Here is a 17517-nt window from a genome sequence, read left to right as displayed (position 1 = left end):
GTTCGGGTAGGGGCGCCTGATCCGGCGCCCCCGCTTCCCTCATGCCCTCCGCACATGATCAGTTTCAGTCACCGGAAGGATTTCCCGTGTACGCGACGACTTTGGCCAAAACGGCCTATTCCAATCCGAGCCAGCCGATGCGCACACCGCGCGGTCTCGAATTCGAGCTATTTGCCCGCATCACGCGTCGCCTTAAACAGGTGTCTTCGCAGGACGTGCCCTTTGCCGCGCTGGCAGAAGCGATCTTCGAAAACCGCCGCCTCTGGACCGCGCTCGCGGCGGATGTGGCGGATCCCGAGAATGGCTTGCCGCAGGACCTCCGCGCGCGCATTTTCTTTCTAAACGAGTTCACGCAGGCGCATAGCCGTCTCGTCCTTTCGGAAAAGCGTTCGGTCGATGTTTTGATCGACGTGAACACCGCAATCATGCGCGGGTTGCGGCAAGAAGGGATCAAACAATGAGCGGCCTAGTGCTTAAACTCGCCCCAAAGGAGAGAGTGCTGATTAATGGCGCGGTTATCGAAAACGGAGATCGCCGATCGCGGCTCGCGATCATGACGCCGAACGCAAATATCCTGCGGTTGCGCGACGCGATCCATCCGGAAGAGGTGAACACGCCTGTCCGGCGCGTGTGCTATATCGCGCAGCTCGTGCTGTCGGGGGACACCGACCCCGAAGAGGCAAGGATGCAGTTGCTTCGGGGGATCGAACAACTCAGCCAAGTTCTCAAGGATCACGATAGCCGGGCGCAGCTGAATGCGGCCACGCTCGCCGTGATCGAGAACCAGCATTACCAAGCGCTGAAGGCGCTACGGACGCTTCTCCCACGGGAGGAACGTCTCCTCGCCGCGGGCGCGTCATGACTTATCAACCCGTTATTCCCTTTTCCGGGTTCGCGGGGTGGCGGTTTCTCTCGCGCACGATGGAAACGCAGAAGGCGGCTTTCGCGGCGTCGTCGGAAAACCAGCGTCTTGATCGCTATTTCCGTGAGACGATCGGAAGCATCGATACGGCACAGGAACTGGTCGATGACCGGCGCCTTTTGAGCGTGGCGCTGGGCGCGTTCGGTCTCGATGCCGATATCGACAACAAGTACTTCATCCGCAAAGTACTCGAAGAGGGGTCTTTGGATCGCACGGCGCTTGCCAATAAGCTGTCGGATAAAAGCTATCTCGCACTGACCAAGGCATTCGGTTTTGGAGATTTCGCTATTCCGCGCACCAAGCATTCGACATTCGCGGATGAGATCCTGAACCAATTCGAGAGCCGGGAATTCGAAGTCGCGGTCGGCGGGGTCGACAACGACATGCGCATGGCGATGTCCCTTCAGCGTGATCTGCCCGCACTCGCGGCAAGGGACATGTCCGAGCCAGCGAAATGGTACACGATTATCGGATCGCCCGCTTTGAGCCGGGTCTTCCAGACCGCGCTCAACCTGCCGCCGAGTGTCGGCGCTTTGGATGTCGAGCAGCAGCGCGACATCTACATGACCAAGGCGCAACGCGTCTACGGCACCTCCGATCCGGCTGAACTCGCCGCGCCGGAGAAGCTGGTTGCCCTGACGCGGGACTATCTACTGCGCGCGCAGCTTTCGAACATGGCCAGCGTCTCTCCGCAGAATGTCGCGCTCAGCCTGTTGCGGAACACAGGGGCGCAGGGCCTGTCCCTTCGACTCTAGGCTTTAGGGGAACTGCGCTGCACGGCGCAGCTCGCCCGTTTTCAGGCCGCGCCAATTGGTGATTGGCCCGGTCAATCTGCGATGCACCACGGGCGCGTTGGCATCGAGCGCACCAAGGCGGATCAGCAGCGCGATTATCGCCGCTTCCGAGGCCCGGGTTGCGCCATCAGTGATTTTCAGGGCGACGCCGCGCTTCTGATCCGGAAGCATGGCGACGTAGACGCCTTCCGCACCGGTTTTGACGGCGACACGCCCGTTCGCCTCGCGCATGATTTCGGTGCAGGCGCGCCCTTCGCCCGCGACCATTTCAGGATACTCCATCATCGCGTCGACCAGTCGGGCGGCAGCGCGCGCCCGCAGATCGCCGTCCGGTTTCGCCGACGCGAAGAATTGCATCGCACGCGCGAGGCCAGCGAGGCTGGTCGCGAAATTCGGGGCCGAGCATCCGTCGATCCCATAGCGCGGAGAGCTCTCTTCGGTGACCTCTTCAAAGGCGGATTTCACGGCGCGCTGCACCGGGTGATCGATATCGATATAGTCCGGCCCGCCGCCCAGATACCGGTTCAGCGTCAGGAAGCCGGCATGTTTGCCCGAGCAATTGTTATGTGCTTGGCAAGGCGCGCCGTCCGCGCAGATCAGATGTTTCTTCTCGGCCTTGTCGCGCGGCAGATGGGCCCCGCAGCGCAGATCATCGTCCTTCATCCCGAGCGTCGCGAGCCAGTCTTCGACTGCGGCGCGGTGCATGCGAGCGCCGGAATGGCTCGCGCAGGACAGGGCCAGCTGGCAAGTGGTCAGGCCAGCCGCCTCCGCCGCCCCGCTTTCCAGCAGTGGCAAAGCCTGAATCATCTTCACGGACGATCTCGGAAAAATTACTGTTTCGGGATCGCCCCAAGCCGCTTCGATGCCCTCGGGGCCGAAGATCACTGCATGGCCATGATGGACGGATTCACACATCCCTCCGCGCCATAGCTCAATCATTGCCTCGGGTGCCGTCATCGCCTGCCTCCTATGCGCGAAATCTCGCCGTCGCGGGGTTTTCCCCCTAGGCTTTTTAGGGTTAAATGAGTGTTATCGAGAGGAAAACGCATCCGCCACCGAAAACAGGGTGACCAGCCCGGGCGATGCAGAGGCAACGTGACAGCTGGAGGCTGTAAGCATGATGATGAAGGGTCTGCGGATCGCGGCGGTCGCCGCGCTCATGATCGGGGCGGGGCACGGCGCAATTGCGCAGGAAAGCACCAACCGCGTCGCTGCGAATACCGATTGGAGCGTCTTCGTCGATAACGATCCGAAAGAATGTTGGGGCGTGTCGAAGCCGAAGAAAACGGTCAACACCAAAGCTGGGAAGGTCGTACAGGTGAACCGCGGGGATATCCTGCTCTTCGTGACCTATCGTCCGGGTAAGGCGCCCGAGATTTCCTTCATGGGCGGCTATCCTTTCGCGGATGGCTCGACCGTCGATCTGGAAGTCGGGGGGCAGAAATACACCCTCTTCACCGACGGTGGCGGCGCTTGGGCCGGATCGCCGGAAGAGGACGCGAAGATCATCGCCGCCCTCAAGGCTGGCGCAGACGTGAAACTGACCGGTCGTTCGAGCCGTGGCACCCAGACCGAGGACACGTTCTCGCTGATGGGCTTCACCGCCGCGACCGACGAGGCCGAGCAGCGCTGCAAGTAAGCGACCCTCGCGCCTGACATTCGAGCCCCGGCCATGCGCCGGGGTTTTCGCGTTCGAGCCAAAAGCGCGACGCCCCCTGTTAATGCAGGGGCGAATCCCCTATATGAGGCGCCTCATTTCAAGGAAACATGCGATGACCCAGTCTCAGGCTCCGATCACGCAAGACGTGCACACGATCCCGCGCAAGCTGCCCGAAGGCGGCAAGGTGAATCTCATCGGCCTCACCCGTGACCAGCTGCGCGCGGCGCTGATCGAGGCGGGCACGCCCGAGAAGCAGGCGAAGATGCGCGTCGGCCAGATCTGGCAGTGGATCTATTACTGGGGTGTGCGCGATTTCGCGGCGATGACCAACCTCGCCAAGGATTACCGGGCGATGCTGGCCGAGACGTTCGAGATTACCCTGCCCGAGATCGTCTCGAAGCAGGTCTCCGAGGACGGCACGCGGAAATACCTTCTGAAGATCGCGGGCGGCCACGAAGTCGAGGCGGTCTACATCCCCGAGGAAAGCCGCGGCACGCTGTGCATCTCGAGCCAGGTGGGCTGCACGCTGACCTGTTCGTTCTGCCACACCGGCACGCAGAAACTCGTGCGCAACCTGACGCCCGGCGAGATCGTCGGCCAGGTCATGCTCGCACGCGACGATCTGGGCGAATGGCCCGAGAAGAACAGCCCGAAGAACGAGACCCGTTTGGTGTCGAACGTCGTTCTGATGGGCATGGGCGAGCCGCTTTACAACTTCGAGAATGTCCGCGACGCGATGAAGGTCGTGATGGATGGCGAGGGGCTGAGCCTCAGCCGCCGCCGGATCACGCTCTCGACTTCGGGCGTGGTGCCGGAGATCGCGAAGACCGCCGAGGAGATCGGCTGTCTGTTGGCGGTGTCCTTCCACGCCACGACCGACGAAGTGCGCGACAAGCTGGTGCCGATCAACAAGCGCTGGAATATCGAGACGCTGCTGAACGCGCTGCGGGAATATCCGCGCCTGTCGAACTCCGAGCGGATCACGTTCGAATACGTGATGCTCAAGGGGGTGAACGATAGCGACGAGGACGCGCGGCGCCTGGTGAAGCTGATCCGCGGCATCCCCGCGAAGATCAATCTGATCCCGTTCAACGAATGGCCGGGCGCGCCCTACGAGCGCAGCGACTGGGAGCGGATCGAGAGCTTCGCCGACATCATCTATAAGGCGGGCTATGCCTCGCCGATCCGTACGCCGCGCGGCGAGGACATCATGGCCGCCTGCGGTCAGCTGAAATCGGCGACCGAGCGTGCGCGCAAGTCGCGGGCGCAAATTCAGGCGGAGGCGGGTCTTTAAGGAACCCGCTTCGCCGGGTCCGCATTGACGCTGGGTGTGGCTAGTTTCCGGAGACGTCATGACGCGAGAGGCCATCGCCCCGCTGCCAAAGCCCTGCAATGCCGAGGGAAAACCGCGCCGCACCGGCGTGGAGATCGAGTTCGCGGGGCTGACCGAGGCGCGCATCGCGCAGATCGCTGCGCGGGCCTTGGGCGGCGAGGCGCAGCGCAGCGACGGTCAGGACTGGGAAGTCACCGGTACGAAGCTCGGCGATCTGCAGGTCTATCTCGATATCTCGCTGCGCAAACAAGCCGGTGGGACGCTCAAAGAGCTTGGTCTACGCATCGGGCGCGAGGTCATTCCGGTCGAGATCGTGACCGATCCGCTGGACCGCGAAGGGCTCCTGCAGCTATCTGATTTCCTTGACTTGCTGCGCAGCGAGGGCGCGGAAGGAACCGGTCGGTCGCTGCTTTATGGTTTCGGGCTTCACCTAAACCCGGAGATCGCGTCCAGCAACGCAGAGGACATCGTCCGCCCTCTACTGGCCTTCGCGCTGATCGAGGAGTGGATGCGGGAGACATGGCCGATCGAGGCGACCCGCGAAGTGCTGCCCTTCACCGCCCCTTACCCCAAGAAGCTGATCGAAGATTTGGCGCGGCTCGGCCCGGATGCCGCGCTCGACGCGGTGATCCTGGCTTATCGCAAGCACACGCTGTCGCGGAACCACGGGCTCGACATGCTTCCGATCTTCTGCGAACTGCGACCCGACCTGATCGCGCCGGAAGAAGGGAAGGGTGGCACCGTTTCGCCGCGTCCCGCCTTCCATTTCCGGCTGCCCGATTGCCGCATCGACGATGAGACATGGTCGCTCGATAACGAATGGAAGCGTTGGTGGTTCGTGGAGACGCTCGCGGCAGACCCTGAACTGCTGGGTCTGATGTGTCGCGAATGGTTGACGGCGAAAACCGAATTTCATCTGCTGGGTGGGAAATGGCTCGAAACCTGCGAGAAAATTCTGAGGCTTGCCGGGCATAAATGAAGCCTCTGATCGGCATATCGACCTCGCGTCGCACCGGGTGGCGGGTCTATCCTTTCATCGCCTTCGGCGTCTGGCTTGCGGGCGGGCGTTCGGTGCGCTGGGTCGCGGGCAAACGCGCCGAGGTGCGCCATGTCGATGGCGTCATCGTGGGCGGGGGCGACGACATCTCTCCAGAGCTGTATGGCGGCGATCTGATCGCGAGCGCGGTCCTCGATCCGGCGCGCGACGAGTTGGAGAAATGTCTGGTCGAGGAGGCGATGGCGCAAGGAAAGCCGGTGCTGGGGATCTGCCGCGGCGCACAGATGATCAACGTGGCGCTCGGCGGTGATCTGCATCAGGACGCCTACGACCATTACAACGCGCGCAAACACACGACGCTCTTGCCGAAAAAGGATGTGCGGATCGAACCCGGCACCCGCCTCGGTGCGCTGGCCGGCCTGGAGCCGATGCGGGTTAACGCGCTCCACAGTCAGGCGGTGGATCGGTTGGGCGACGGCCTGCGGGTCGCGGCGCGCGACGGCTCGGGCATGGTGCAGGCGGTGGAGCGGATCGAGGAACCTTTCGCCCTCGGCGTTCAGTGGCACCCGGAATACCTGACCTATGCGCACCGGCAACGGGCGCTGTTTCGGGCGCTGGTGGCGGCCGCGCGCGCCGGTGTCGAACATCGCGCGCAGCTTCCCGAGGTCAGCGCCGAGGCGAAGGCCTGAGCCCACGCCTCAGCAGTTGTCGTAATCCCAGCCGTCGATGATCGCGACTGCGTCTTTTGCGGTCTCTACGAAGCTGACGAGCTCGAGATCTTCGGGCGAGATCGTCCCGGCCTCGGCCAGCCGATCCCAGTTGATGATCTCTTCCCAGAATTTTCGTCCGAACAGGATGAAGGGGATCTTCGACATCCGCCCCGTCTGGATCAGCGTCAGCGCCTCGAACATCTCGTCGAGCGTGCCGAAGCCGCCGGGGAAGACGCAGACCGCGCGGGCGCGCATCAGGAAATGCATCTTCCGGATCGCGAAATAGTGGAAGTTGAACGTCAGATCGGGCGTCACGAATTCGTTGGGCGCCTGCTCGTGCGGCAGCACGATATTGAGGCCGATGGACTGTCCGCCCGCTTCATGCGCGCCGCGGTTGCCTGCCTCCATCACGCCGGGGCCACCGCCGGTGCAGATCACGTTCTCCCGGCCATATTCCTGCATCGAACGCTCCGTCATCGCGCGGGCGAAGCTGCGGGCCTCCTCGTAGTAACCCGACAGTTCCGCGAGATATTCGGTCTTGGCGCTCGCCTTGTTTTCGGGGGCAGGGATGCGTGCGCCGCCGAACATGACGATGGTCGACTCGATGCCGCGCTCGTCCATGATCAGTTGCGGCTTGAGCAATTCGAGCTGCAGCCGAACCGGGCGCAGCTCGTCGCGCAGCATGAAATCCACGTCCGTATAGGCCAGCCGATAGGCGGGCGCGCGGGTCTGTGGCGTGTCGGGAATGTTCTTTGCGGTCTGCGCGTCTTCCCGCGAGTGGCGGAACGAATGCGTCGTGTCGTCCTTCATAGGGGCACCTGCTCATTGCGCGATTGGCTCTGACCAACTATAGGCTGAACGCTGTAAAGGCCACCTGAAAGAGGATTTGCCCATGTCGAACGCCGCGCTCGAAACTGCAATCGAAGCCGCTTGGGAAGCCCGCGACACGATCACCCCGTCAACCGGCGGTGAGACCCGCGAGGCGATCGAGGACACGCTCAACGCGCTGGATCGCGGCGAACTGCGTGTGGCCGAAAAGCGCGAGAACGGCGACTGGCATGTGAACCAATGGGCCAAGAAGGCGGTTCTGCTGGGATTCCGCCTGAAGGACATGGAGCAGCAGGATGGTGGCCCGCAGGGCGGTCACTGGTGGGACAAGGTCGACAGCAAGTTCAAGGGCTGGGGCGACAACGAGTGGAAAGCCGGAGGTTTCCGCGCCGTGCCGAACTGCATCGTGCGTAAATCGGCCTACATCGCACCGGGCGTGGTGCTGATGCCCTCTTTCGTGAACCTCGGCGCCTATGTCGACGAGGGCACGATGGTCGATACCTGGGCCACCGTCGGCAGCTGCGCGCAGATCGGCAAGGGCGTTCACCTCTCGGGCGGCGTCGGCATCGGCGGGGTGCTGGAGCCGATGCAGGCCGGCCCGACCATCATCGAAGACAACTGCTTCATCGGCGCGCGCTCGGAAGTCGTCGAAGGCTGCATCGTGCGCGAAGGCTCGGTTCTGGGCATGGGCGTCTATATCGGCAAGTCGACCAAGATCGTTGATCGGGAGACCGGCGACGTGATGTATGGCGAAGTGCCGCCCTATTCGGTCGTCGTGTCGGGCTCGATGCCGTCCAAGAACGGCATCAACCTCTACTGCGCGGTGATCGTGAAGCGCGTCGACGCACAAACCCGGTCGAAGACCGGCATCAACGAGCTGCTGCGTGACTGACAAGCCGGAAAAGCCGAAGAAGAAACCCTCGCGCCAGCAGGTCTTCACCCTGCTGGTCGAGGTCGGTCGCTCGCCCAATGACGGTCTGCCGAAAGGCGCGTCCGGGGCGGGGCTGCTCTGCTACGCATCGGGCGTGGACGAGGCAGAGGCCGTGCGCGAGACCGTGGCGATCCTCAAGCAGGCCGAGATGGCGCCGCTTGACGTCACGGGTTACGGCACGCTCGCGGAACGCGAAAAACAGGGGCACGAGATCGACGACGCTGAACGTGAATTGATGCAACGGGCGCTCGACGAGAACTCCGTGATCATCGCCCAGATGGAGCCGTTTTTCGGCAACGACAAGAAGCCGCTGCAGTAAGCCATAGAGTGTCTTTTGACGCCCGTTGAAACCTCACGAACCGTTGATACAGTGGTTCAAAGGGCAAAACAGCGAGCAGGCAACATGGCAATTCCGGGCAAGATTATCCCACTGACATTCATGGCGTTTTCCGCGCTCTCGGCCTGTGCGGGGCCTCCCGAATCCTCGCCCCGGCCGCTGGCGCGGGGCAGCGCGCCCGTGGCGGATCCGATCCCGCCGACGGACGCCGCAACGGAAGCGCGTTTCGAGTCCTGGCTCGCGGGCTTCAAATCACGCGCGCTGGCGAACGGCATCACCGAGTACACCTGGAACCGCGCGATGGCCGACGTGCGCTACAATCCCAAGGTGATCGAACGCGACCGCTACCAATCGGAATTCACCAAGTCGATCTGGGACTACCTCGACAGCGCGGTCTCGGATGAGCGCGTCGCCACCGGCAAGCAAATGCTGCGCCAATATGGCCCGCAGCTGGATGCGATCGAACGCAAATACGGGGTCGACAAGGAAGTCGTCGTCGCGATCTGGGGCATGGAGAGCCGTTACGGCGCCTATCGTGGGAAGACGGCGATCATCCCGGCGCTCGCGACGCTGGCCTATGACGGGCGACGCGGCGAGTTCTTCGCCAAGCAGCTGATCGCCGCGCTCAAGATCATCCAGTCCGGCGACGTGGATGCGCGGCACATGACCGGCTCCTGGGCCGGGGCAATGGGCCACACGCAGTTCATCCCGACCTCCTATCTGTCCTATGCGGTTGATTTCACCGGCGATGGTCGGCGCGATATCTGGTCGGAAGATCCAACTGATGCCCTGGCCTCGACGGCGGCCTATCTGGCGCGCTCGGGCTGGTCGAAGGGGCAGCCCTGGGGCGTCGAGGTCATCCTGCCGTCTGGCTTCAACTACGGCCTCACCGGCAAGGGCACGAAGAAGAGCCCTGCCGATTGGGCGGCGCTTGGCGTGCGCTCGGCCACGGGCGGCACTGTGCCGAATTATGGCTCGGCGTCGATCCTCGTGCCCGCAGGCGCGAAGGGACCGGCCTTCATGATCTTCGGCAACTTCCGCGCCATCTCGCGCTACAACTCCGCCGACAGCTACGTGATCGGCGTGGGGCATCTGTCGGATCGTCTGAAAGGGAAGGGGCCCTTCGTGCAGGATTGGCCCCGCACGGGCAAGCCGCTCAATTCGAAGCAGAAGGTCGAGCTGCAGGAGAGGTTGACCGCGGCGGGCTTCGATACGGACGGGACCGACGGCAAAATCGGCGCGAATACGTCGAAGGCGATCGTGGCCTTCCAGAAATCGCGCGGGCTGCCGCCCGATGGATACGCCACGTTGGAGCTGCTGCAGGTGCTGCGCGGCTCGTGAATTGCTAGGCGTAAAGTTCAGGGGCGCGGGGGGGGGTTACCTCCGCGCCTCTTGCTTTGAGATCTGCACCGCTAGAATGCCGCCTGCGATCACCAGCACGCCAAGCGCGTCGTGCCAGTCGACATGCTCGCCCAACACCGCCCAGGCGATCGCGACGCCGAAGACCGGCGTCAGGAAGTGGAAGGTCGCCGCGCGCACCGCGCCGATGCGGCCCACGAGGCGGAACCACACCCAGGTCGCCATCAGGCCTGGCACGATTACCGTATAGGTAAAGGCCAGCGCCAGTTTCGGCGTGACGGTCACGTCCAGATGCTCGGTGAAGGCGGAGACCACGGCGAGGCTCACGGAACCCACCAGCATCTGCAGCCCGACGATCATCAAGACGCCGCCGCCGCCGCCGCTCGCGCCGCGCACGGTCAGCGTGGCCACTGCCAGTGCCAAGGCGCCCGCGACGCAAAGACCCAGCCCGAACGGATCGATCCCGCCTTGCAGCCGCGCCCCCATGATGATGCCAACGCCCGCGAAACCAGCGATCAGCCCGGCGATACCGAGGAGCGGAATCCGGTCGCGGAAGACGATCCATCCGAGCGCGCCAACGATCAGCGGCATGGTAGAGGCGATGATCGCGGCGACCGAGGCTTCGACCGTCGTCATCGCGACCCAGTTAAACCCCAGGTAGAGCGCGTTTTGACAAATACCGAAAATGATCGTGGCGCGCCATTGGGCCCGGCTCAGCCGCCAGCTTTGCCCGAAGGCCAGCGCAAGCGCGATGCCGATCCCGCCGGACAGGGCGAACCGCAACGCCAGCGCCGCAAGGGGCGGCGCCTCCGCCACGATGATATGCGTGGACGTGAAAGCCGAAGACCACATCAGGGCAAAGGCGAGCCCCATTCCGATCGCGCGCAGATCCATCTTTCCTCCGGGCCTGAAAAAGGGCGCCCCGATTGCTCGCGGGCGCCCTAAAAACTTGGCTGTCCCTCTCTAGAGAGAGTCCTGCGATCAGGAATTCACGCTGTCCTTGAGCGCTTTCGCCACGGTCACTTTGACCTGCTTGTCAGCCGGCTTTTGCATCTGCTCGCCGGTGGCCGGGTTGCGGACCATGCGCTCGGGGCGCTCGCGGCAGTAGACTTTGCCAATGCCCGGCAGGGTAACGGCGCCGCCGTTCGACACTTCTTTGGTGACGACGTCGGTGATTGCGTCGAGCGCGGCCGAAGCCGTCTTCTTGTCGGCGTCCATCGCCTCGGCGAGGGCTGCCACCAGCTGGGTCTTGGTCATCGGTTTCGACATGTTCGTTCCTCTCTCCGCCCCGGTAATCCAGGGTCAATTTCGTCCGCGTTGCACGGTTGGTGGGCCATGTTCCACACGTTTTTATTGAGCATGGCAAGCCCTTTTCCCAGAATGCGCGGGTTTTTCCCACGTCACAGAAAAGCTGTTTCCTCGAAGCTACGCAATTTCCGGCTGTGAATACGATCCAGAGGCATCTCGCGAAGTTTCTCCATCGCGAGGATGCCGATCAGCAAATGGCTCGCGACTTGGGTGCGGTAGAATTCGGTCGCCATGCCGGGCAGCTTCAGCTCGCCATGCAGCGGTTTGTCCGAGACGCAGAGAAGCGTGCCGTAGGGCACCCGGAAGCGGAAACCGTTCGCGGCGATCGTGGCGCTTTCCATATCGAGCGCAACCGCGCGCGACTGGCTCAGCCGATGTACCGGGCCTGACTGGTCTCTCAACTCCCAGTTGCGGTTGTCGATCGTCGCTACCGTACCGGTGCGCATGATCCGCTTCAGCTCGTAGCCTTCCAGTTTCGTCACCTCTGCCACCGCTTCCTGCAGCGCGATCTGGATCTCGGCCAGCGCCGGGATTGGCACCCAGACGGGAAGGTCGTCATCGAGCACGTGGTCCTCGCGCAGATAGGCATGGGCGAGGACGAAGTCGCCCAGCTGCTGGGAATTGCGCAGACCCGCGCAGTGACCGACCATCAGCCAGGCATGCGGTCGCAGCACGGCGATATGGTCCGTCGCGGTCTTCGCGTTGGAGGGGCCGACGCCGATATTGACCAGCGTGATCCCGCCGCCATCGGCGCGCTTGAGGTGATAGGCGGGCATCTGCGGCAGTTTCGCAAGGCCCGGGATCTCGTCCTGCGGATCGGTGATCTCCTGATTGCCCGGCGCGACGAAGCTCGTATAGCCCGAGTTCTTGTCGCCCAGCAGGCGGCGCGCAACGGCCTCGAACTCGTCCACATAGAACTGGTAGTTCGTGAACAGCACGTGGTTCTGGAAATGCTCGGCCTTGGTCGCGGTGTAATGCGACAGGCGCGCCAGCGAGTAATCCACCCGCTGCGCGGTGAAGGGGGCGAGATGGCCCGAGCCGTCCGGGTTCGGCCCCGCCATGCCGTTGACGATATCGTCGTTCATCCCCGCAAGGTCCGGCACGTCGAACACGTCGCGCAGCGAGAAGTCGAGCACGCCTTCCTGCGGCACCGTCACTTCCGGATGCGCGGCGACGGCGAAATGCACCGGGATCGGGGTTTCCGACGGGCCGACCGTGACCGGGATATTGTGGTTCTTGATAAGCAGGCCCAGTTGCTGCGTCAGGTAGTTGCGGAACAGGTCGGGGCGCGTGATCGTCGCCGTGTAGGTGCCCGGCAGCGCCACATGGCCGAAGCTCAGCCGGCTGTCGGCCTTGATATGCGATGGCACAGAGATGCGCACCTCCGGGTAGAAGGCGCGAAAGCGGTTCCGCGCGGTCTTGCTCTCCAACGTCTCGTTGAATTTCTCGAGCAGGAAGGCGGTCGCCTCGTCATAGAGCGCCTCGAGCCGGGCGACGGCCTCGGCGGCATCGGTGAAGCTCTCCGCAGCCGCGGTTTCCGGGGTGATGAGGTCTAGCGTTTCGTTCATTCAAAAAGATCCGTCAGTTCAAAACGCGTCACGTCGACAAGTCCCAGATCCGAAATGCGGATCTCGGGAATGACGACGAGCGCGAGCAGCGAATGCTGCATGTAAGCGTTGTTCAAAGTGCAGCCGCAGGCGCCCATCGCCTCGACCATCTTGGCGGCGCGCGCGGCGACCGTTTGTGCCGGATCGTCCGACATCAGCCCTGCGATCGGCAGCGGGACGGCGGCGATTTCTTCGCCGTCCTTCCAGACCGAGACTCCGCCGCCCATCTCGCCAAGCGCATTGGCGCAGGCGGCCATCATCTCGCGGTCGGTGCCGACCACGATCATGTGGTGGCTGTCATGGGCCACGGTCGAGCCCATGGCCATGCGCCCTTTGTAGCCGAAGCCCGAGACGAAGCCGTTGGTGACGCCGCCCGTGCCCTGATGGCGCTCCACCAGCGCGATCTGGGCGATGTCCTTGGCGGTGTCGGGCTGGGCGAGCCCGTCGGTCACGTCCAGCTCTGCGGTCAGCGCCTTGGTCGGGGCCTGGTTCTCGACCACGCCGATCACCTTGGCGGTCACTGTGTTAGCGCCCTCCGGTGCCGCGATCTCAAAATCCGCGGCGGTAAGGGTCTTGCCCAGATGCACCGTGTTGCGGGCGCTTTCAGGCCAGTCGTAATGCGGGCAGTCCGCCAGCAGCTTTCCATCCTTCGCCACCGTGCGCCCACGTGCGATGACCTGCTCGACCGGCAGGGTCGCCAGATCCGAGGTCAGGATCACATCGGCCCGGCGGCCCGGCGTGATCGAGCCCAGCTCGCGCTCCAGCCCGAAATGGGTCGCGGTATTGATCGTGCACATCTGCAGCGCGACCAGAGGATCTGCCCCGCACGCCACGGCGTGGCGGAAGACGCGGTTCATATGCCCGTCATTCACCAACGTGCCGGAATGGCAGTCATCTGTGCACAGGATGAAATTGCGCGGGTCGAGACCCTTCTCGGTGACGGCGGTGATCTGCGTCTCCACGTCATACCAAGCCGAGCCCAGCCGCATCATCGAGCGCATCCCGTTGCGCACCCGCGCGATCGCGTCCGCCTCGCAGGTGCCTTCGTGATCGTCGGCGGGCCCGCCCGCGACATAGGCGCGGAACGGCGCGCCCAGATCGGGGGAGGCGTAATGTCCGCCCACGGTCTTATGCGCGTTCTGCGTCGCTGCGATCTCGGCGAGCATCTTCGGGTCGGCATTGATCACGCCGGGGAAGTTCATCATCTCGCCCAGACCGATGATGCCGGGCCATGTCATCGCCTCGGCCACATCTTCGGGGGTGATCTCGAAGCCCGTCGTTTCCAGCCCGGGCGCAGAGGGCGCGCAGGAGGGCATCTGGGTGAAGATGTTGACGGGCTGCATCAGCGCCTCGTCATGCATCATCCGCACGCCGTCGAGCCCCAGCACATTCGCGATCTCATGCGGATCGGTGAACATGCTCGTCGTGCCGTGAGGGATCACGGCGGCGGCGAATTCGGCGGGCGTGAGCATACCGCTCTCGATATGCATATGCGCGTCGCACAGGCCCGGCACCATATAGCGCCCTCCGGCCTCGATCACTTCGGTATCGGGTCCGATGCTGTCCGATAGATCGGGGGCCACGGCAGCAAATCTCCCCTCGGCCACGGAAATATCGTAGCCGTCGAGAACCTCTCGTGTGTGAACATTGACCCATTTGCCACCCCGGATCACGAGGTCGGCAGGTTCGCGCCCGGCAGCCACGGCAATCAATCGCGGTGCGGCTTCGGGCCAGGATTTGATCTTGTTCTTCTGTTCCATGTCCAAGCCTGTCATTGCATGCGGGAAGGTTCAAGAGACGTTGTTATGCCTTCACACAGCCTCTACCTATGACGGATGACAGAAACGCAAAGGAGGCCGTGATGCCGACGCTTCTTTCCATCGGACACGGCTATTCCGCCCGTGCACTCGCACCGCTTCTTCTGGCGCGTGGCTGGCGCGTGATCGGCACTACGCGCAGCGCAGAGAAGGCCGAAATGCTGCGCAGCGAAGGCGTGGAGCCGCTGGTCTGGGAAGGTGGGCCTCTGCCGCTCGATCAAGCGACGCATCTGCTGTCTTCGGTGGCCCCGGGACAGGAGGGTGATCCGGTCCTCGCTGCGCAGCATTCCGAAATCGCTGCATCGCGGCATCTGGAGTGGATCGGCTATCTTTCGACCGTCGGCGTCTATGGCGATCACGCGGGCGGCTGGGTCGATGAGGCAACGCCGCTGACCCCCTCGACCAAGCGCGGGCAGGCGCGGGTGGAGGCCGAGGCGGCTTGGGGCGCGCTGGCCGCAGCCCATGACCTGCCGCTGCATATCTTCCGGCTCGCGGGCATCTACGGCCCCGGGCGCGGGCCCTTCGAGAAGGTGCGGCAGGGCAAGGCCCGGCGGATCATCAAGGAAGGGCAGGTCTTCTCGCGCATTCATGTCGAGGACATCGCGCAGGTGCTGCTCGCCTCGATCGACCGTCCCGATCCGGGCGCGGTCTATAATGTCTGCGACGACGATCCCGCGCCGCCGCAGGACGTGATCGCCTATGCTGCGGAACTACTCAACCTGCCGCTACCGCCCGAGGTGCCGTTCGAGGAGGCCGATCTCAGCCCGATGGCGCGCAGCTTCTATGCGGAGAGCAAGCGAGTGCGAAACGACAAGATCAAACACGACCTCGGAGTCACGCTGCGCTATCCGGATTACCGCGCAGGGCTGCGCGCGCTTCTCGATCAGGCGGGCTGAAGCTCCACCCGCTTCTCGCGCACGGGCAGGTGGACGATGGCCGAGAAGGCACCCACGCCCACGCCGACCCACCAGACCAGCGTGTAATCGCCGTAGATGTCGTAGAGCTTGCCGCCCAGCCAGACGCCGAGGAAGGCGCCCACCTGGTGCGAGAAGAAGACTATCCCGTAAAGCGTGCCCATGTAACGAAGCCCGTAGATATGCGCGACCAGCCCCGAGGTCAGCGGCACGGTCGCGAGCCAGAGCGCCCCCATCGCGAGCGAGAACATCAGCACCGTCGCGGGCGTCATCGGCGTCAAGATGAATGCGGCGGCGACGAAGGTGCGCAGCAGGTAAACTCCCGCCAGCAGGTATTTCTTCGACCAGCGCTTGCCCGCCCAACCCGCATAGATCGTGCCAGCGATATTGGCGAGGCCGATCACCGAGATCGCGGCGGCGCCGAGCGCCGAGGTGGTCTCGATCCCGATCCCGGCCAGCAACGATCCGGGCGGCACCGCGCCGCACATCTCGGTCACCATCGCGGGGAAATGCGCCGTGATGAAGCCCAGCTGATAGCCGCAGGAGAAGAAGCCGAGGAAGATCAGCGTGTAGGACGGATCGCGGAAGGCGCGCATCAGAACGCTGCCCATGCTCTCGGCCATCTCTTCGCGGCTGGCGCGCTCAGGCGCGCGGATCAGCGGCAGGAAGGCCAGCGAGGCGAGGATCACGGCGGCGAAGATCACGAAGACGGTCTGCCACGGGAAATGGCCTAGCAGCAGCTCCGCCATCGGCGCGCCGAAGACCTGACCGGCCGAGCCTGCTGCCGTCGCGATGCCAAGCGCGAGCGAGCGGTTCTCGTCCGAGGTCGCTCGGCCTACCACGGCGAGGATCACGCCGAAGCCGGTGCCCGCGATGCCGAAACCCACGAGGATTTCCAGAAGCTGATGCTGTCCCGGCTCCACCGCGAAGGCCGAGAGCACGAGGCCGAGCGCATAGACCAGCGCACCGAGGATGATCGCCAGCCGGTCGCCCCAGCGCTCGGCAATCGCGCCGAAGATCGGCTGACCAATGCCCCAGGCGAGGTTCTGCACCGCGATGGCGAGCGAGAATTCGGCGCGTGGCCAGTTGAACTCGCTGGCGATCGGAATCTGGAAAACGCCGAAGCTCGCCCGGATGGCGAAGCTCAGCATCAGGATCACGGCCCCTCCGATCAGAACCGGCGTGAACAGTCTGCCTTGTGTCATTCTACGTCTCCCGGCGGATCTCCCTTCCGCGCGGGCGGCATATCGCCATGGATGCTGCAGCGCGTCAATCGCGAGCTTGTCTCGGTCACAATCGCGCGGGAATGCCCCAGAGCCGCTCTTGAACCTCCCCCGCAGCCATGGCCCAATGGCGTGACTTTCGAGGGGAGGCAGGATGTATACGGTTATCGGAACGGTCGGCTCGCGGACGCTGCGCGTGTTGTGGATGCTGGAGGAGCTGGGCGCGGAGTATCAGCACGTGCGGGCCGCGCCGCGCTCGGAGGATGTCGTGGCCTTCAACCCGGCAGGCAAGGTGCCGGTGCTCGTTGTCGACGGCACGCCGATCACCGATTCCACCGCGATCCTCACTTATCTTGCTGATGCGCATGGGAAGTTCACCCATGAGGCGGGTACGCTGGAGCGTGCGCGGCAGGACAGCCTGACGCAATTCCTGCTCGACGAGTTCGATGCGAATCTCTGGACCGCCGCGCGCCACAGTTTCGTCCTGCCCGAAGAGCTGCGGCTGTCGGGCATCAAGAATTCCCTGCGCTGGGAGTTCGAGCGCTCGCAGCGCACGCTGATCCACCGAATGGGGGATGGGGAGTTCGTGATGGGCGAGGAAATGACCGTGCCCGATATCATCCTGACGCATTGCCTCGACTGGGCGCTGATGGCGAAATTCCCGATCGTCGAGCATCGGCTGAGCGAATATCACGACCGGATGCGGGCGCGCCCCGCCTATAGGCGCGCGGTGGCGAAGCGGGACGAGTAAGGGGGCTCTGCCCCCGGTGCTACGGA

The 17517-nt window shown here is 63.9% G+C and carries 19 protein-coding genes; 12 read left to right on the top strand and 7 right to left on the bottom strand.

Annotated elements, in window-relative coordinates; translation table 11 throughout:
- Positions 1-86 precede the first annotated feature (86 nt).
- The 3 genes from flaF to BMG03_RS18715 are packed head-to-tail and all read left to right on the top strand — an operon-like array spanning position 87 to position 1677.
- The gene (flaF, locus tag BMG03_RS18725) at positions 87-461 is read left to right on the top strand and encodes a flagellar biosynthesis regulator FlaF (protein WP_077701342.1); all 375 of its coding nucleotides are present in this window, start codon (positions 87-89) and stop codon (positions 459-461) included.
- On the top strand, positions 458-862 hold the full coding sequence (gene flbT / locus BMG03_RS18720) for a flagellar biosynthesis repressor FlbT (protein ID WP_075776786.1): 405 nt from the start codon (positions 458-460) through the stop codon (positions 860-862). Before flaF ends, flbT begins: the two co-directional genes overlap by 4 nt.
- On the top strand, positions 859-1677 hold the full coding sequence (locus BMG03_RS18715) for a DUF1217 domain-containing protein (protein ID WP_075776787.1): 819 nt from the start codon (positions 859-861) through the stop codon (positions 1675-1677). The genes flbT and BMG03_RS18715 overlap by 4 nt, the downstream gene beginning before the upstream one ends.
- Positions 1678-1680: 3 nt before the next feature.
- Here BMG03_RS18715 and BMG03_RS18710 read toward each other — a convergent pair whose 3' ends face one another.
- A complete protein-coding gene (locus tag BMG03_RS18710) occupies positions 1681-2673 on the bottom strand; it encodes an asparaginase (protein ID WP_075776788.1) in 993 nt (330 codons plus the stop codon).
- A 166-nt stretch (positions 2674-2839) separates the two neighbouring features.
- Here BMG03_RS18710 and BMG03_RS18705 point away from each other — a divergent pair, with 166 nt between their 5' ends.
- The 4 genes from BMG03_RS18705 (at position 2840) to BMG03_RS18690 (ending at position 6395) form a co-directional block, all read left to right on the top strand.
- Positions 2840-3355, top strand: a complete 516-nt coding sequence (locus BMG03_RS18705; RefSeq protein ID WP_075776885.1) for an invasion associated locus B family protein — start codon at positions 2840-2842, stop codon at positions 3353-3355.
- Between the two features lie 133 nt (positions 3356-3488).
- Positions 3489-4670, top strand: coding sequence for a dual-specificity RNA methyltransferase RlmN (gene rlmN / locus BMG03_RS18700; protein WP_075776789.1), 1182 nt, complete (start codon positions 3489-3491; stop codon positions 4668-4670).
- Positions 4671-4728: 58 nt separating this feature from the next.
- Entirely contained in the window at positions 4729-5688 is a 960-nt protein-coding gene (locus BMG03_RS18695; RefSeq protein ID WP_075776790.1) for an amidoligase family protein, read from the top strand.
- Positions 5685-6395 carry a gamma-glutamyl-gamma-aminobutyrate hydrolase family protein gene (locus tag BMG03_RS18690; RefSeq protein WP_075776791.1) on the top strand — a complete coding sequence of 237 codons (711 nt, stop codon included), beginning with the start codon at positions 5685-5687 and terminating at the stop codon, positions 6393-6395. Before BMG03_RS18695 ends, BMG03_RS18690 begins: the two co-directional genes overlap by 4 nt.
- A gap of 9 nt (positions 6396-6404) precedes the next feature.
- Here the strand turns inward: BMG03_RS18690 and BMG03_RS18685 are convergent, their stop codons facing one another.
- Positions 6405-7226: an LOG family protein gene (locus BMG03_RS18685; RefSeq protein ID WP_075776792.1), complete on the bottom strand. Its 822-nt coding sequence runs from the start codon at positions 7224-7226 to the stop codon at positions 6405-6407.
- Positions 7227-7308: 82 nt separating this feature from the next.
- Between BMG03_RS18685 and dapD the strand changes: the two genes are divergently transcribed.
- The 3 genes from dapD to BMG03_RS18670 all read left to right on the top strand — a co-directional run bounded on the left by dapD (position 7309) and on the right by BMG03_RS18670 (position 9853).
- Positions 7309-8136: a 2,3,4,5-tetrahydropyridine-2,6-dicarboxylate N-succinyltransferase gene (dapD, locus tag BMG03_RS18680; RefSeq protein ID WP_075776793.1), complete on the top strand. Its 828-nt coding sequence runs from the start codon at positions 7309-7311 to the stop codon at positions 8134-8136.
- A complete protein-coding gene (locus BMG03_RS18675) occupies positions 8129-8494 on the top strand; it encodes a hypothetical protein (RefSeq protein ID WP_075776794.1) in 366 nt (121 codons plus the stop codon). Before dapD ends, BMG03_RS18675 begins: the two co-directional genes overlap by 8 nt.
- An 84-nt stretch (positions 8495-8578) precedes the next feature.
- The gene (locus tag BMG03_RS18670; RefSeq protein WP_075776795.1) at positions 8579-9853 is read left to right on the top strand and encodes a lytic murein transglycosylase; all 1275 of its coding nucleotides are present in this window, start codon (positions 8579-8581) and stop codon (positions 9851-9853) included.
- Positions 9854-9889: 36 nt separating this feature from the next.
- Here BMG03_RS18670 and BMG03_RS18665 read toward each other — a convergent pair whose 3' ends face one another.
- The 4 genes from BMG03_RS18665 to ade form a co-directional block, all read right to left on the bottom strand.
- The gene (locus BMG03_RS18665) at positions 9890-10765 is read right to left on the bottom strand and encodes a DMT family transporter (RefSeq protein WP_075776796.1); all 876 of its coding nucleotides are present in this window, start codon (positions 10763-10765) and stop codon (positions 9890-9892) included.
- A gap of 87 nt (positions 10766-10852) precedes the next feature.
- A complete protein-coding gene (locus BMG03_RS18660) occupies positions 10853-11140 on the bottom strand; it encodes an HU family DNA-binding protein (protein ID WP_075776797.1) in 288 nt (95 codons plus the stop codon).
- A gap of 131 nt (positions 11141-11271) precedes the next feature.
- Positions 11272-12747: an AMP nucleosidase gene (locus tag BMG03_RS18655; RefSeq protein WP_075776798.1), complete on the bottom strand. Its 1476-nt coding sequence runs from the start codon at positions 12745-12747 to the stop codon at positions 11272-11274.
- Positions 12744-14546, bottom strand: coding sequence for an adenine deaminase (gene ade / locus BMG03_RS18650; protein ID WP_075776799.1), 1803 nt, complete (start codon positions 14544-14546; stop codon positions 12744-12746). The genes BMG03_RS18655 and ade overlap by 4 nt, the downstream gene beginning before the upstream one ends.
- Before the next feature lie 101 nt (positions 14547-14647).
- On the opposite strand from ade, the gene BMG03_RS18645 reads away from it, so the two are divergent.
- Positions 14648-15499 carry an SDR family oxidoreductase gene (locus BMG03_RS18645; RefSeq protein ID WP_075776800.1) on the top strand — a complete coding sequence of 284 codons (852 nt, stop codon included), beginning with the start codon at positions 14648-14650 and terminating at the stop codon, positions 15497-15499.
- Here the strand turns inward: BMG03_RS18645 and BMG03_RS18640 are convergent.
- Positions 15487-16722, bottom strand: coding sequence for an MFS transporter (locus BMG03_RS18640; protein WP_075776801.1), 1236 nt, complete (start codon positions 16720-16722; stop codon positions 15487-15489). The two genes, BMG03_RS18645 and BMG03_RS18640, sit on opposite strands and share 13 nt — an antisense overlap.
- A 172-nt stretch (positions 16723-16894) precedes the next feature.
- On the opposite strand from BMG03_RS18640, the gene BMG03_RS18635 reads away from it, so the two are divergent.
- Positions 16895-17491, top strand: coding sequence for a glutathione S-transferase family protein (locus tag BMG03_RS18635; RefSeq protein ID WP_075776802.1), 597 nt, complete (start codon positions 16895-16897; stop codon positions 17489-17491).
- Positions 17492-17517 lie beyond the last annotated feature (26 nt).

This window comes from Thioclava nitratireducens (assembly GCF_001940525.2).
Lineage (GTDB): Bacteria > Pseudomonadota > Alphaproteobacteria > Rhodobacterales > Rhodobacteraceae > Thioclava > Thioclava nitratireducens.
Note: the sequence above shows the minus strand (reverse complement) of the source record. Positions and strands in the feature narration are given on the sequence as shown.